This window comes from Vibrio penaeicida (assembly GCF_019977755.1).
Classification (GTDB): domain Bacteria; phylum Pseudomonadota; class Gammaproteobacteria; order Enterobacterales; family Vibrionaceae; genus Vibrio; species Vibrio penaeicida.
Genome location: NZ_AP025144.1, coordinates 1,463,709 through 1,478,652, shown reverse-complemented (window position 1 = coordinate 1,478,652; position 14,944 = coordinate 1,463,709). Strand labels below are relative to the sequence as shown.

At 42.8% G+C, this 14,944-nt stretch carries 15 protein-coding genes; 2 read left to right on the top strand and 13 right to left on the bottom strand.

Going from position 1 to position 14,944, the window contains the following annotated elements; translation table 11 throughout:
* Positions 1-23: 23 nt before the first annotated feature.
* From LDO37_RS06885 to LDO37_RS06850, 8 genes are all read right to left on the bottom strand, one after another.
* A complete protein-coding gene (locus LDO37_RS06885; protein ID WP_101115513.1) occupies positions 24-1,001 on the bottom strand; it encodes an ABC transporter substrate-binding protein in 978 nt (325 codons plus the stop codon).
* A 319-nt stretch (positions 1,002-1,320) separates the two neighbouring features.
* Positions 1,321-2,340 (bottom strand): LacI family DNA-binding transcriptional regulator, encoded by a 1,020-nt coding sequence (locus LDO37_RS06880; RefSeq protein WP_126606687.1) that lies wholly within the window; start codon positions 2,338-2,340, stop codon positions 1,321-1,323.
* Positions 2,341-2,487: 147 nt separating this feature from the next.
* A complete protein-coding gene (gene nspC, locus LDO37_RS06875) occupies positions 2,488-3,621 on the bottom strand; it encodes a carboxynorspermidine decarboxylase (protein ID WP_126606688.1) in 1,134 nt (377 codons plus the stop codon).
* Between the two features lie 186 nt (positions 3,622-3,807).
* A complete protein-coding gene (locus LDO37_RS06870; RefSeq protein WP_104398886.1) occupies positions 3,808-5,058 on the bottom strand; it encodes a carboxynorspermidine synthase in 1,251 nt (416 codons plus the stop codon).
* Between the two features lie 13 nt (positions 5,059-5,071).
* Positions 5,072-7,960, bottom strand: a complete 2,889-nt coding sequence (locus LDO37_RS06865) for a pyridoxal phosphate-dependent class III aminotransferase (RefSeq protein WP_126606689.1) — start codon at positions 7,958-7,960, stop codon at positions 5,072-5,074.
* Between the two features lie 537 nt (positions 7,961-8,497).
* Positions 8,498-8,968 carry a GNAT family N-acetyltransferase gene (locus LDO37_RS06860; protein WP_126606691.1) on the bottom strand — a complete coding sequence of 157 codons (471 nt, stop codon included), beginning with the start codon at positions 8,966-8,968 and terminating at the stop codon, positions 8,498-8,500.
* Between the two features lie 383 nt (positions 8,969-9,351).
* Positions 9,352-10,518: an HD domain-containing phosphohydrolase gene (locus LDO37_RS06855; protein WP_126606026.1), complete on the bottom strand. Its 1,167-nt coding sequence runs from the start codon at positions 10,516-10,518 to the stop codon at positions 9,352-9,354.
* A 101-nt stretch (positions 10,519-10,619) separates the two neighbouring features.
* Complete coding sequence (locus tag LDO37_RS06850) at positions 10,620-10,904, bottom strand: hypothetical protein (protein WP_126606025.1); 285 nt, start codon at positions 10,902-10,904, stop codon at positions 10,620-10,622.
* 229 nt (positions 10,905-11,133) lie between these two features.
* On the opposite strand from LDO37_RS06850, the gene LDO37_RS06845 reads away from it, so the two are divergent.
* Complete coding sequence (locus tag LDO37_RS06845; protein WP_104398882.1) at positions 11,134-11,322, top strand: hypothetical protein; 189 nt, start codon at positions 11,134-11,136, stop codon at positions 11,320-11,322.
* Between the two features lie 125 nt (positions 11,323-11,447).
* Here LDO37_RS06845 and LDO37_RS06840 read toward each other — a convergent pair whose 3' ends face one another.
* Positions 11,448-11,873: a hypothetical protein gene (locus tag LDO37_RS06840; RefSeq protein WP_126606024.1), complete on the bottom strand. Its 426-nt coding sequence runs from the start codon at positions 11,871-11,873 to the stop codon at positions 11,448-11,450.
* A gap of 123 nt (positions 11,874-11,996) precedes the next feature.
* Complete coding sequence (locus tag LDO37_RS06835; RefSeq protein ID WP_101115503.1) at positions 11,997-12,335, bottom strand: zinc ribbon domain-containing protein YjdM; 339 nt, start codon at positions 12,333-12,335, stop codon at positions 11,997-11,999.
* 251 nt (positions 12,336-12,586) lie between these two features.
* Between LDO37_RS06835 and LDO37_RS06830 the strand changes: the two genes are divergently transcribed.
* Complete coding sequence (locus LDO37_RS06830) at positions 12,587-13,549, top strand: integron integrase (protein WP_126606023.1); 963 nt, start codon at positions 12,587-12,589, stop codon at positions 13,547-13,549.
* Positions 13,550-13,680: 131 nt separating this feature from the next.
* On the opposite strand, the gene rplT is transcribed toward LDO37_RS06830, so the two are convergent.
* From rplT to infC, 3 genes are all read right to left on the bottom strand, one after another.
* Positions 13,681-14,034: a 50S ribosomal protein L20 gene (gene rplT, locus LDO37_RS06825; RefSeq protein ID WP_021019837.1), complete on the bottom strand. Its 354-nt coding sequence runs from the start codon at positions 14,032-14,034 to the stop codon at positions 13,681-13,683.
* Positions 14,035-14,074: 40 nt separating this feature from the next.
* Entirely contained in the window at positions 14,075-14,269 is a 195-nt protein-coding gene (gene rpmI, locus LDO37_RS06820) for a 50S ribosomal protein L35 (RefSeq protein WP_004401085.1), read from the bottom strand.
* Positions 14,270-14,389: 120 nt separating this feature from the next.
* The gene (gene infC, locus LDO37_RS06815) at positions 14,390-14,941 is read right to left on the bottom strand and encodes a translation initiation factor IF-3 (protein WP_101115501.1); all 552 of its coding nucleotides are present in this window, start codon (positions 14,939-14,941) and stop codon (positions 14,390-14,392) included.
* Positions 14,942-14,944 lie beyond the last annotated feature (3 nt).

The window sequence follows — 14,944 nt, the reverse complement described above, 5'->3', positions numbered from 1 at the left end:
TTGATGAGGCATCGCTTTGAGGTTTAATCTGAATACACGTACTTCAGGATGTCTGGAGAATCGATGTTCGATTTATCCATCACCACAAACCCTGTACCGATCTGGTTAGGCACTGCTTGCCCAGTCAGAAGTGCGTGAGCCGTCATCACTCCGTAATACCCCATCGTGGCAGGTTGTTGAGCTACAGCGATATCGACCAAACCAGACTTGATGTCTTGCACAATTCTTGGCAGTGCATCAAATGCAACAACTTTGATTTTTCCAACTTTACCCAGTTTTTTAACGCCTTCCGCAGCACCCAAAGCAGAGAAAGTATTTGCGCCAAACACACCCGCTAAATCTGGGTTGCGTGCATAAACAGCTTGAAGTTGAGATGCGGATTTATTGGAATCATCTTCGTTGTATTGAATTTTAAGAACTTCAACATCCGGCCAGCGTTTCATTTCATCCATAAAGCCTTCAGCACGCTGGTCTGTGGTAGAGATACCTGGTTTCACGCTGGCAACGTACACTTTACCTTTGTGTCCAATGGATTCAGCAAGTGCGCGCGCTGCAATTCGACCGCCTAAAACATTGTCTGAAGCGATATAGCTATCAACGAAATCACCCGGTCCCGACCCATCTTGGTAGTTACCATCGTCAATGAAAGTATCGACAGTAATGACGCGAATGCCCGCATCTACAGCCTGTTTCAGTGGGGCGATGAGTTGTTGCTTATCCACGGGGGAAATCAGGATCGCATCAGGTTTTTTTGCAATGATCGCATTCAGTATTGGTACTTGAGCGGTGGTATTCCATTCTCTTGGAACTTGGAAAGCCAAATCCGCGCCAATGGCATCAGCAGCATGTTGGGCACCGCGATGCATGGTGAAATAAAACGGGTCAACCACACCCGGGATAAGGGCGAGTTTCAACTTTTCGGCGGCATTGGTCATGTGGCTAAACATCGCAGACAAACCAATGATTGCCGTCATGGTGGCAACTTTTACGGTATGTTTCATCGTTTTCCTTCCTTGTTTCAGATGGGATGACATGGGCATTACTAGCAATGCAAAAACGTCACTAGAGACTGGCAATTCGTCCGATTTGCCTTTACCCGATTTTCAAACCGAACCGTTAAAGTTAACCCTATGTTACTTTTAGACACGTGTATATAATCAAAAATGAGAAAGGTGATTTAGTGAACAGTTTGGAAATAAGCGGAAAGATGGACTCTTTAAAATACAGTTAGTTATGTAGATTTAAATTCCACACCGAAAATGATCATGTATGAAATTCAATCAAAAAATAGGCTCGAAAGGTCCATTTTATGAGTAAGGATTACGCCGAAAGTCTTTTCACTAATCTTGAATGGATCGTCACTTCGCGAATAATTTCTGGCTCCAACACGGCATCAACAACGGCTCTTGCCATCTGATTACAGCTTTGTTTCACCGTGGTCAATGGTGGGTGTAAGTACGGCGCCAATTCAATATCATCATGACCTGCGAGTAAAACCTGTTTACCGATTTTCACACCTGCATTATTCAGTGCACTCAAAGCCCCCACCGCAATGTTGTCGTTCATACAAATAATGCCGCATGGCTGTGCCTTCCAATTGGTCTCTTTTAGCCATTGGTGAATCATTTCGTAGCCGTAATTGGCATCTGGCCAAGTAATATCCGACGTTTCATCAACGATGAAGCGCGGCTTAAGATTGGCTCTTTTAAGGCAATCTTGATAGCTTTTCCGCCGAGCTGTAATCGACGGTTTTTCCAGAATTTTAGGTACATCCAAATAGTATGGGTGAATGTCTTTTTCTAGAAAATAGTCAGTGATGATCTCCAAACTGTGACGATTGTCGTTAACCACATAACTGGCGTTTTCGAGTAAGCAGTTATCCAGCCAAACGATATGGATATCGTGTCGAAGCGCTTCAAAAAACTGAACGGATGTTTCATCATTTGAGGTTGGAACAAGAATCAGCGATCTCGGCTTTAAACTCCGGAGCGATTGAATGATTTTGCGTTCGCGTTCTGGATCGCCATGAGTACTTTGTACAATGAGATTCAAGCCTTTTTCATTGGCAAAATCTTCGATGTATTTGAGCGTGCCGGAGTAAAAGCTGTCTGTCGTAGAAGGGACAACTGCGGCAATTAACGAACTCTGCCCTTTCACTAGGTTTACCGCGTGTTGATTCGGCACATATTGCAACGCTTCGCACGCTGCTTGAATACGCGCAATGGTGGCTTGTTTTAGTGACATATCACCATTGAAATACTTAGAAGCCGACGCCCGAGAAACACCCGCCAACTTGGCAACATCAGACATAGTAACGGTATTGGACGGCTTACTGGACATAGGTTTCCTTTCTGTGTGTGAACTCTCTAGGGTTTATTTCCCCTAACTCCTACGAATTTTTCAGTATTCTCTACACGAGTCAATAGATAAGATATGAAAAGGGCGAACACACCACGTATTCGCCCGTTATTGATTCTCTTTCGAATGTTACGAAACCGACCACTGAGATAGTGAGCGTTTGAAATCGGAGTAATCAAATTCATTCAGCTTTTGAATTTCCCCGTCGGAGCGCTCACAGTAAATGGATGGCATTTTAAGCCCATTGAACCAATTTAGCTTAACCATGGTGTAGCCTGCGCTGTCTAAGATGTGTAGCTTCTGTCCAATTTCTAACGGTGCATCAAAGTTCGCTACGCAGAATTGGTCGCCAGCCAAACAGGAGCATGAGCCAATCACGTATTGGTGCTCGCCACTTTCATTCGCTTCAAGGATCGATGCGGGTTCATCGTAGATAAGGGTATCCAATCGATGCGCTTCCGTTGCAGAATCGACGATGGCCGTTTTCATTTGGTTTTCAACCACATCGACGACAGTAACCACTAAATCGGTCGTTTTGGTGATGATGGCTTCGCCTGGCTCTAGGTACATCTGAACGCCGTGCCTCTCAGAGAATGCTTTCAGCGCCAGCCCCAGTTTTTCTATGTCGTAACCCGGCCAAGTAAAAAATACACCGCCGCCCATACTGACCCAATCCAGTTTGTTTAGGTAATCACCAAACTGCTCTGAAATGGAATCCAGCAAACCAATGAAAGCGTCTACGTCTTTGTTCTCACAGTTCATGTGGAACATTACACCGTCAATTGAATCGAATACGTCTGGGTTAATATGATCGGCTTGAACGCCCAAGCGAGAAAATTTTCGGGCAGGATTTGCTAAGTCTTGCCCCGCATAACTTACACCAGGGTTTAGACGTAAACCAATCGAAGCTTTGCCTTCAACCATATGGCGATAGGCAGCCAATTGATTTTGGGAATTAAAGATCATCTTGTCGCAAATTTCAGCGACTTCGCGAACGTCTTCTTCGCTGTAGCCAACGCTGTATGCGTGAGTCTCGCCACCAAAGGTTTCATGTCCGAGTTTAACTTCGTATGGACCGGAGCTTGTTGTTCCATCTAGATAGGGTTTGATGATGTCAAACACACCCCAAGTGGAGAAACACTTGAGCGCCAACACCAACTTCACACCCGAAATCTCTTTCAGTTGTTTTGCTTTCTCTAAATTTGCTATCAACTTATCTTCATTAATCATGAAGTAAGGCGTTTTAAGTTCGCTTTTTTGCATTGTTAGTACCTTGAGAGCCTTCGCTAGAAAGCACTGCCAAATCGTACAAAGCCGACGCAGGAGCATCGGCTTATATTTATTTTGTTTGGAATTCGTTGAGATTTGCTTTTGTAGCTATGAGACCGAGCGTTGTTTACGAATGTAAGTGAACGCGATGGACAACGCTACAGCAGCAAATAACAAGAATTACTTCAAAGTATGGATAACCGGTAGCCCTTGACCAACTTCCAACTCTTGAACATGCCAATCCAGACCAATAGAAGGCATGGTTTCTAGGAACGGATCTGGATCTAGTTGCTCCATGTTGAACACACCTTTGTCTGCCCACTCACCGCGGAAGAACTGAAGTGCTGCGGTAATGGCAGGAACACCCGTCGTGTAAGAGATGGCTTGATGCTCAACGTCTTCGTACGCCACTTCGTGATCGGCATTGTTGTAAATGAACACACTGCGCTCTTTGCCGTCTTTCTTACCTTGAACCCACGTTCCGATACACGTTAAGCCAGTGTAGCCTGGTGCCAAAGAAGTTGGATCTGGCAACAATGCTTTAAGAACATGCAGAGGCTGAACGACTGTTCCATCATGCAAAGTAAGTGGATCTGGGCTTAGCAAGCCGATATCACGCATACAGTTGAAGTAGTTTAGGTACTTGTCACCGAACCCCATCCAGAACTCGATACGCTTAGCAGGAATGAATTCTTTCATTGAGCGAACTTCATCATGCGCCATTGAGTACACTTTGTGTGTCCCACAGTTCGGGAAATCAAACTCTAGCATACGAGAATGACATGGTACTTGTTTCCACTCTTCGTTTTCCCAGTAGAAAGAATCGCCTTGAATTTCCAGCATGTTGGTTTCTGGGTCAAAGTTGGTTGCGAACTTCTTACCGTGGTCACCCGCGTTCACATCCATAACATCGATGGTGTCGATTTCATCGAACAAGTGTTTCACTGCGTAAGCAGCAAATATCGATACCACACCAGGATCAAAACCTGCACCCAGAATACCCGTGATACCCGCTTCTTTAAACTTCTCGCGGTAACCCCACTGCCAATCGTATGCCTGTGGAACTTGCTGCCCTTCAGAGCACAGATCGACAGCGACTGACGTGTCTAGGTACGATACTTTTGCTTGATAACACGCTTCCATGATGGTCATGTTTACCCATGGAGGACCAGCGTTAATAACGAGATCCGGTTGAACGTCTTTGATTAGCGCCACTAACGCTTCCACATCATCAGCGTCTACAGCGCGAGCTTCCAGCTTCTTAGATGGATCTTTCAGGTTGTTTTTCTTCTGAATAGATTCGATGATTTTTTCACACTTACTGACCGTACGTGATGCAATTGTGATATCACCCAGTGCGTCGTTATTTTGCGCTGCTTTATGCGCGACTACCCAACCTACGCCGCCTGCACCAATTTGAAGAATTGCCATTATTCTTGTTCCCTTATTTCGCTAGTTCAACCGCTAACTGGTCGATATCATTTAATAGTTGTTCAAAATCTGACAAAGCCAGACATGGATTTAAAATGGTAAATTTAAGTGCAGACTGCCCATTAACCGATGTTTCACCTAAAACGGCAATACCGCGAACCAGTGCTTCTATGCGCACTTTTTGGTTTAGTTTGCACAAGTCCGTTACTTGTGAATTGGTCACTCGGAACAATACCGTTGATAACGCAGGCTCGGTCAGCAATTCAAAACCTTTGCGTTGATGCACCAGGTCTGCCACCTGCAGTGTTTGCTCAAGCAAGTGATCATACATATCGCCCAACGCTTGCGGACCTACATTTTGCATTGTCATAAACACTTTCAGAGCGTCAAAACGTTTGGTCGTTGCGATGGACTTATCGACCAAATTCGGCAACTCATCGTGTTCACGATTTAGGTAATCTGCATGATGAAGTAAGTACTTAAAATTCGCTTTGTCTTTTACAAGCAGTGATCCGCAGCTGATTGTTTGGTAAAACAATTTATGAAAATCCACACTCAACGAATCCGCTTTTTCAATACCGGATAACCGTGCTTTATGGCTACTTAAAATCAGAGCGCCACCGTAAGCACCATCAACGTGCATCCAAAGTTCATGTTTTTCTGCAACATTGGCGATGGTATTCATATCGTCGATCGCACCATGGTCGGTAGTGCCCGCTGTGCCAACTATGGCAAAAGGAATCAAGCCTTCGGCTTTTGCCTTAGTAACAGTGTCGTTCAGCTTCGACGCGTCCATAGTGCCATTTGGCAATGCATCTACTGTGAGAATGGCTTTCTCGCCTAACCCCATCCAAGATGCCGATTTTTGCACTGTAAAGTGTGCTTTTTTTGAACAAACGATGCGTAGCTTATCGGCATAGTCGGGTAGACCAAGCTTTTGAATGGAATGACCGCTAAGTTTGTCGGCAATCCAATCGCGTGCCAACATCAAACCCATTTGGTTACTTTGCGTACCACCGCTGGTGAAGATGCCGTCCGCTTTTTCGCCTAGGTCGTATTTCTCACATAACCAATCCACCACTTTCTGTTCAACATAAGTAGCGGAAGACGCTTGATCCCACGAATCCATAGATTGGTTCAGTGCTGCAATCATGGCTTCTGCCGCTACAGCTGGCATCAATGGAGGAGTATGCAAATGCGCAATGCAATTGGGGTGCTGCGTAAAGATGGCGTTTTTAGCGACCAAGTCTGTTGCACTGCTAATGACATCAGCCAGGCTTTCATTGGACGAGTTCAGGTTGACGGCATTGATTTGAGATTCAAGCAGTTTAGGATCCATCCCTGAATAAGGCTTATCGACTTGTTCAAAAAGTTGCTTCATCGCTGAAGTTGTGTGGTTCATTACCGATGCAAATTCATTCGCGCCTGCTACACCTGTGTGAATGAAATGCTTTTTCCACTCGTCTGATTCTGGCAACGGTTCTTTAATGCCACCGCCAGCGACAACGATCGCTTCTTCAAGTACTTTCAAAGCAAAGTCAATTTGCTCAAATGAAATGATTAAAGGAGGCAAGAATCGAATAACCGACCCGTCGCGTCCACCTTTTTCAACCATTAAGCCACGTTCTAGTGCAGCTCTTTGAATAGCAAGCGTCAGTTCTCCATCGGACTCTGGCTCACCAAATTTATTCTTCTCACCGGTTGGTTTTTGAATTTCCAAACCCAGCATTAAGCCTCTACCGCGAACTTCAGCAATGCAGTTCACGCGCTTCTGGATTTTCTCGAAACCCAATCTTAAGTACTGACCGGCAATATTGGCGTGTTCAACGAGATTATCTCTCTCGATAATCTCTAACGCTTTCGCCCCTGAAACCATCGCAAGTTGGTTGCCGCGGAATGTACCTGTGTGCTCGCCTGCCTTCCAAGTGTCGATGTCTTTACTGAACACCAACAAAGACATAGGAAGACCACCACCAATGGCTTTCGATAAACATAAAATATCAGGCGATATACCCGACTCTTCAAATGCAAAGCGGTAGCCCGATTTACCTACGCCACACTGAATTTCATCGAATATTAATAATATGCCATGCTCATCACAGAGGCGACGAAGTTCGCGCAGCCAAAAAGCAGGTGCGGGAATCACTCCCCCTTCACCCTGTACGGGTTCAACAATGATAGCGGCAGGTTTCATGATGCCTGCTTCATCGTCATTTAATAGCCTTTCCATATAACGGATACTGGCTTTCGCGCCTTCATCTCCACCCAAACCAAATGGGCAACGCAAGTTATATGGAAACGGCATGAAATGTACGTCAGACATCAGCCCAGTACGGCGAGCCTTGGTACCTAGGTTACCCATCATACCCATGGTGCCGTTTGTCATGCCATGGTAAGCACCGCGGAACGCAAACATGGTATTACGACCAGTCGTTTGTTTTGCCAGTTTGATTGCGGCTTCAACCGCATCGGCACCAGAAGGACCACAAAACTGAATCGCTGAGTTTTTAGCAAATTCTTCAGGGAGAAACGCTTTAACGCGTTTAATGAAAGTGTCTTTGGCTTTGGTGGTGATATCTAGAGTTTGATATGGCAAACCAGAATCTAACTGTTCTTTTAATGCTTGGTTAATTTCTGGGTGGTTGTAACCCATTGCCAGCGTACCTGCGCCAGCCAAGCAGTCTAGAAAAATCTGACCACGAGTGTCTTCTACTAAAGCACCGTATGCTCTTTTTATTGCTATAGGTAAACGGCGTGGATAAGAACGTACTTCAGACTCGTGTTGTTCTTGATCGAGTAAAACTTGATCGGGTGTGAGGTCATAAACCCCTTCAATGCCCGGGACAAGAGATGAAAACGGGGATTCGGAGCGTGACGCGTCCATTTCAAAAGCTGTGCTCATCGCAAAAAACCTTTAAATAGTGCCATTTCAAGAAAACGATCTTTGAATAGCGATATTTATGCCTTCCTCGCGCTAACGAGAAAGCAAATAAAAGCGACCTGTGTTTGTTAAACAAACAAGGAAAGAAACTAGCAGAGAATGCTATTTAAGAAATGTGCAGACGGATCAAGGCTCGGTGATAATACCGCAATTCGGAAGTACGAAGCTGATTTTAAAAAATGAAGTCAAATTAGTCATGTTGGGCTTCCTATAATAATACCAGTCCTGTGGCATTCTTCTTCCCATCTACTAATCGAAGCACCGATTAGTACCTACCCTACACAATGTCACAATCAGCTTGAATGGTCATTGTGCGTATCCCCCAAAACGCTCTTCGAGATTAGCGCGGAGAATATCTTAGATTATTAGGGAGCGCAACGGTTTTTACATTTCACTATTAACAATTATATATACTGTTAATAGCCCATCTATATCAAATACCATAAAATCATTATATTTCAGAAAATTAATATATATCCAATTCCGTTGTATATAGGCTTAAATAAGCGTCTTATGCATGATGTAACTGTCGACAAAACCCAACTTTTTGTGTTGATATGCATCGGGAATAATACCCAATATTTCAAACCCTAATTTCTGCCACAACTTAACGGCTATATCGTTAGAGGCTACAACAGAATTAAATTGCATAGCTCTAAACCCCATACTTATTGCTTGTTCTTGTGAATGAATACACATAGCCGTTGCGACTCCTTTTCCTCTGGCGAATGGAGTGACCATATAACCACAATTGCTTATATGCTGACTTGGGCCACCCGTATTTTTCTTTATGTAATAACTTCCTAAAATTTGATTATTTTCTTTAAAAACAAAGCATGCCTCAGGTAATTTAACCCATAAGGTATAAGCTTCATCAAATGACATATTAGGATCAAACGCATAGGTTTCTTGCGCTTGAATAATAGTTTGAAATGTTTCCCAAAATTCAACAAAATCCTGCCGAGACATCAATGAAATGTTCACTGTTTATATACCCAAGTAACCTCAAGATGCTAGGTTCAGCGAGAGTTAACTGGCTTTCAGGCAAGGCATCGATTTGAAGATCTAGTTATTCTAAATCAAGAATCGGTAACGCAGTATGAAAGCCAGTTAAACTCGCCCTTGGGAGCCCATATTCTGTTTCATTTCATCGTCAAAGAACTTGGAAAGGACTCGTCATTCCACTGCGTTCTTATCCTTGAACTGGAACAGACTATGAGGCTCTGAATCCTGCATTTTGAGGTCACTTGGGTATATATCCTTGCGCACTCAATCAGATGAATGTACCGCAATTCATAGGTAATGAGGTTAACCTTTGTTAACAAGCCGCACCATGCTCTTTCCAGCCCGCTTTATTCCGACTTGAAATGTTGTTTGGCAACTTGGTTAAAGACATTAACCCACTTGTCGTCAAACTGGGTTCCTTTGTAGTTGTTAATTTCTACAATGCAGCGAACCAGTGGGCGTTTAAGTAGAGTGTGATGTGCTCGCTCGTGAGTACGAGCATCGAAAGTATCAACAATACTCAATATTTTCGCACCGTCAGAGATTTGATCTTGATTTAGATGATTTGGGTAACCCGTTCCATCCATTTGCTCATGATGCTGGAAGATCATGACCGCAGCGTCGTGCCACCTGATGGACTCATTTAACAACAGGTACCCTGAATAAGGGTGATGGTGCAATATTTCTCTCTCAGCCGCCGTTATGGTGCCTTTTTTATTCAGCATTTCTAGCGGCATAAACGACATACCAATATCATGTAGCATTACCGCAACGGCTAGTTGAGAAGCCTCAACAGGGCTACCTGCTGATTTGTTCATTTCTAAGCTTAAGAATAGCTGTCTTAATGTTCGCCCATGCCAATATTTACTTCTGTCTTCCAGAGGTTGCACCAAGCTAGAGTAAAACCGGATGTCATCATCGGTTTCAACGCCGTAATTAGACAACATGGCTAAAAGCTCATTTTGGTAACTTTCACCATCAGACCCCTTCCCTATTTCTTTTAGTATTGGGGCATCGGTATGCTGCTCAGTTAACTTAGTTGTAGGGTCGAGCAAAAGTAACACATCGTTAATGAGCGCTACCTGTCTTTCTGGGGAAACATCGGCAACTAAACTTATGTCTTCGCAAATTTTATTAAGTATGTCTTCTGCTAGAGGGCTTTCTTTTTCGTCTAACCTTGCCTCTACCATTTGCTTCGTTTTGTCTAAAGAAAGAAGAATAACGTCACACAGGATACTGTCGTATTTCAAATGCCCTTTTCGAATATAATCCAGCAAATCTTCAAGGCTTTGCATAAGTGGCGTGATGGACACTAAGCCAACATAGACTAAGTTTCCTTTAATGGTGTGCACTACCCGAAAAAGTCCGTTTAGCAAATCCACATCGTCTGGTCGATGTTCAAGATCAATTAAAATAACTTCACATTTTTCATGAGCTTCTCGAAAATCTTGAAAGAAGTCTCCGAGCGATTCGTATTGGATTTCTTCTTCAGATATTTCTTTTGGGAGTGCCATCTTTTTTACCTGCTATGTTCATGTCTAATAGCAGTATAGAACACTGATAGATTTATTAAGTTTCGAGTGGCTAGATTAGTTAGGTTTTCTCTTTATTTCGCTCATGTGCTTGTCATGAAAATCACCCATAACCAAGTTAGCCCGAGTACCAATGACCAAATCACTACTCGGATTAAACCACCGTATCGGCTTTTCTTCCGTTTTGGTGCTGTCGGTTTATGTGCTTTCTCTTGAGCTTCCGAACGCCCATGCAACGCGGCTTTTTGAGCCCGTCTTTCAGCTGCTTGGTTAGCTATTTCAGTAAACCTATGTCTTTGATCATTATTAAAATCCTGTTCGGGATTATAATGTTTACCAGTGTCACCTTGTTTGCGAGTTACAGCCATGTTCACCTCCCCGAAAATCAAAGATAAACTGCTCCATAAATAACTTTAAGACACATTATACGAATTCGCCAACCAACCTATTCATGTATCTTATTTTTGATACAACCAAGTCAAAACCACAACTTTTGGGACTGATAAAACCCTTTGTATGGTTTGGTTTTAGAAGAAAATAAAGGTAGGATGAAAAAGCATTCCAACATTAGCCAGTTCAAAGGGTTACAACAATTTTATGACGAAAACCATCGCAGAAGAACTTGTATATGACTTTACCGACGGATTAACCTTAGTATTGAAAATCGCCCTAAAGCCAAATCAATCTGAGTTCATCAGCTCCACAAAAAAGATGTATACATTTAAAGATGGTTCAAAGATCTTACTCGACAGGGATGATCCTAAATATCATGAAGTGATTGTTTAGCCTTGTCAGCTCTCCATTTGGATAACAGCGGTGATTTAATTAATTCGATAAAGGCTCAGATTCCTTTGAGCCTCCTATACTTTCAAACCATCGTTTGTATCAACTAAGAAGAGCAATAAGCTGATTTAGATGACACACTCTTGCGCAGCTTTTGCTTTTTCTACACCTTCTTCAATAAGAGTTAGCATATCTTGGTTTGCTATAGAGCCCATGACCTTTTCAATCAGCTTTTCAGCAGTTGACTCTGAAGACGCGTCAACTAGACAGCTATACGCATTAGAAATGTGTTCTGTGGCTTGAGTAAGTGCTTCAGAATCGTTGAAATCCATATTCGTAATTTGTTCAATTGCTGATGTAAGGGCTTGAGCCGACTCTGCTGCACTGCCAAACTGCTCCAAATCTAAGTCAGCGAAATTCGAAAAATCCAGTTCTTCTTGGAAATTATCAACGGCGCTGTTTGCAGCTTCTTGTGCTTGATCGATAGCATTGGCTGCATCTTCACACCCAACTAGGGCAAGTGTTACAACCAATGCAGTAAGGGATTTTTTCATATTACCTCTTAAAAATCGGATACTTATTTCCTTACATAGTAAAGCGAACGACTCATTCTAGAAAACCGAAGTAACGTAACAAAGTGTTGATGTTCTAGCTTAAACTCAGTTTTTTCAACAAACTTAGGCTTTTTTAACAAACTTAGCAGTAACCATCATTTCTCCAGCACCATCTACTTTGCAGTCCAGTTGATGATCTTTACCTTCTACAATTCTTCTAATGACCGCTTTGGTACCTATTTTAAGAACCAAAGAACTGCCTTTTACTTTTAAATCTTTCGCTAGGGTTATCTTGTCTCCCTCTTCGAGTTGAGTTCCATTTGCATCTTTAACAGTGAAGGTATTTTCTTCATCAAATGCTTCTGATGGATTCCATTCATGTGCACATTCAGGGCAAATTAGATGATTCTGGTCTTGGTATACAAATTCAGACTGACAATTTTGACAAGGAGGAAAGGACATATTTCAACTCTTCTAAAACTTAACATCGCAGGTATGTTAATCACTCTTTTTATCTATAGCGAGGGGAATCTGAAAATTGTTTTTAAGTCTCTCAAATTAGATTTTCCTAGACCTGCATTACTCATGTAATTCAGTGACCTATCATTTCTTTCCATGTGCTCTTTGTCAGGAAAACGATATCCGAACAAGCTGGTTTCCAATTAATATGCTTTTATAAATAACTGTATATAAAAACAGTAAGGCATTCACTAATGAAATCAGCATTTATAAGCTACATAAAGGAATTTATGCACCTTAGGCGTTATGCCATAAGAACAATAGATGCGTATACAACGTGGATCTGTAGGTATATTCATTTTCATAATATGGTCCACCCAGCGAAATTAGCAGATAAAGACGTAGAAGCATTTCTCACTCACCTAGCATGCGATCAGAAATTAGCCGCAAGTTCACAATCGATCGCGCTAAATTCGTTGGTGTTTTTGTACAAAGAAGTTCTTAAGTCTCCCCTAGCCATCGACATTAAATTCAAGCGCTCTGCAATTAAGAGGAAACTGCCTGTTGTCCTCACAAGAGACGAAGTAAGAAGACTGCTACTTCATATAGATCCGCCGTATCAACTACAAGCGCAACTTTTATATGGCTCTGGATTACGGTTAATGGAATGCATGCGGCTAAGAGTACATGATATCGATTACCACTACGGGGCGGTGAGGATCTGGAACGGGAAAGGAGGAAAAAATAGAACGGTCACTTTAGCTAAGGAATTGGAACCGTTTTTAAGATCACAGGAACAAAATGTTCATCAGTTCTTTAATAGAGATATGGCAACGCCAGGCTATGGTGGCGTGTGGCTTCCTGAAGCTTTACATAAAAAATACCAAAATGCGCCATTCGAATTGAACTGGCATTACCTGTTTCCTTCTGGAAGGCTATCAGTAGATCCTGAGTCTGGTATGTTAAGAAGACAGCATATGAGCGAATCGACCATTCAGAAAACCGTAAGAAAGGCAGCCAAACGAGCCAATGTAAACAAGAATGTCAGTTGCCACACTTTGCGGCATTCTTTTGCTACACACTTGTTAGAAAGTGGCGCTGATATAAGAACGGTTCAAGAGCAACTAGGGCATACAGATGTCAAAACAACACAAATCTATACTCATGTGTTAGACAGAGGTGCAAATGGTGTTATTAGCCCTTTATCAAGGCTTTGAACACCGAAGATAAAGAGTTTGTATTAACGACAGATAGGTGTGAACGAAGACTTATAACCATATATAGTTAAATACCAGAAATGAAAAAAGGAGAGCAAATGCTCTCCTTCTATTAAACCTTACACTACTACTTAAAGAGCAGCTTTCGCTTTTTCAACTAGAACTGCAAATGCAGACTTGTCGAATACCGCGATATCAGCAAGGATCTTACGATCGATCTCGATAGATGCTTTCTTAAGACCGTTAATGAAACGGCTGTAAGATAGACCATTCTGACGAGATGCCGCATTGATACGTGCAATCCAAAGTTGACGGAATTGACGTTTCTTGTTGCGACGGTCACGGTAAGCGTATTGACCAGCTTTAGTAACTGCTTGGAAAGCTACGCGGTATACGCGAGAGCGAGCACCGTAGTAACCTTTAGCTTGTTTTAGAACTTTCTTATGACGTGCACGAGCTTGTACACCACGTTTTACGCGAGGCATTATGCTTCTCCTAAACTAAACGATTGATAACTAAAAAGAATTAAGCGTATGGCATCATACGAACAACTGCAGCCACTTCACACTTAGGAAGGATTGCATTTGGACGAAGCTGACGCTTGTTCTTAGTAGTACGCTTAGTCAGGATGTGACGTTTTGTAGCGTGCTTGTACTTAATACCACCAGCAGTTTTCTTGAAACGCTTAGCAGCACCTTTGTTGGTTTTCATCTTAGGCATGATGAAGAACTCCGCATTGTTGAGTTATTAAACAATAGTAATTAGGGCGAATAAAAGCCTGCCGTCTATACCTTTTTTCAAAGAGAAAACGACAGAATTTAATTACTTGTAAGCCGTTAATTACTTCTTCTTAGGGGCTAGAACCATGATCATCTGGCGACCTTCGATTCGAGTAGGGAAAGATTCCACAACAGCTAGTTCTACTGTGTCTTCTTTCAATCGATTCAAAACGTCAACACCGATTTCTTGGTGAGCCATTTCACGGCCACGGAAGCGAATTGTTACCTTCACTTTGTTGCCGTCTTCAAGGAAACGCGTCAGGTTGCGTAGTTTTACCTGATAGTCTCCGATATCAGTTCCAGGACGGAATTTTACTTCCTTAATCTGAATCTGTTTTTGCTTTTTCTTCTGCTCTTTCGCAGCTTTGCTCTTCTCGAAGAGGAACTTGCCATAGTCCATCACACGACAAACTGGTGGCTCGGCGTTAGGGCTGATCTCTACAAGATCCATACCAGCTTCAACAGCTGTTTCAAGCGCTTCATTAATAGAAACGATACCAACGGGTTCACCGTCAGCGCCTGTAAGACGAACTTCACGAACGCCGCGAATTTCACCGTTTAAACGGTGCTGGTTTTGTTTGGCCGGCTGTTGGCCACGTCTTCCGCCTTTAATAGT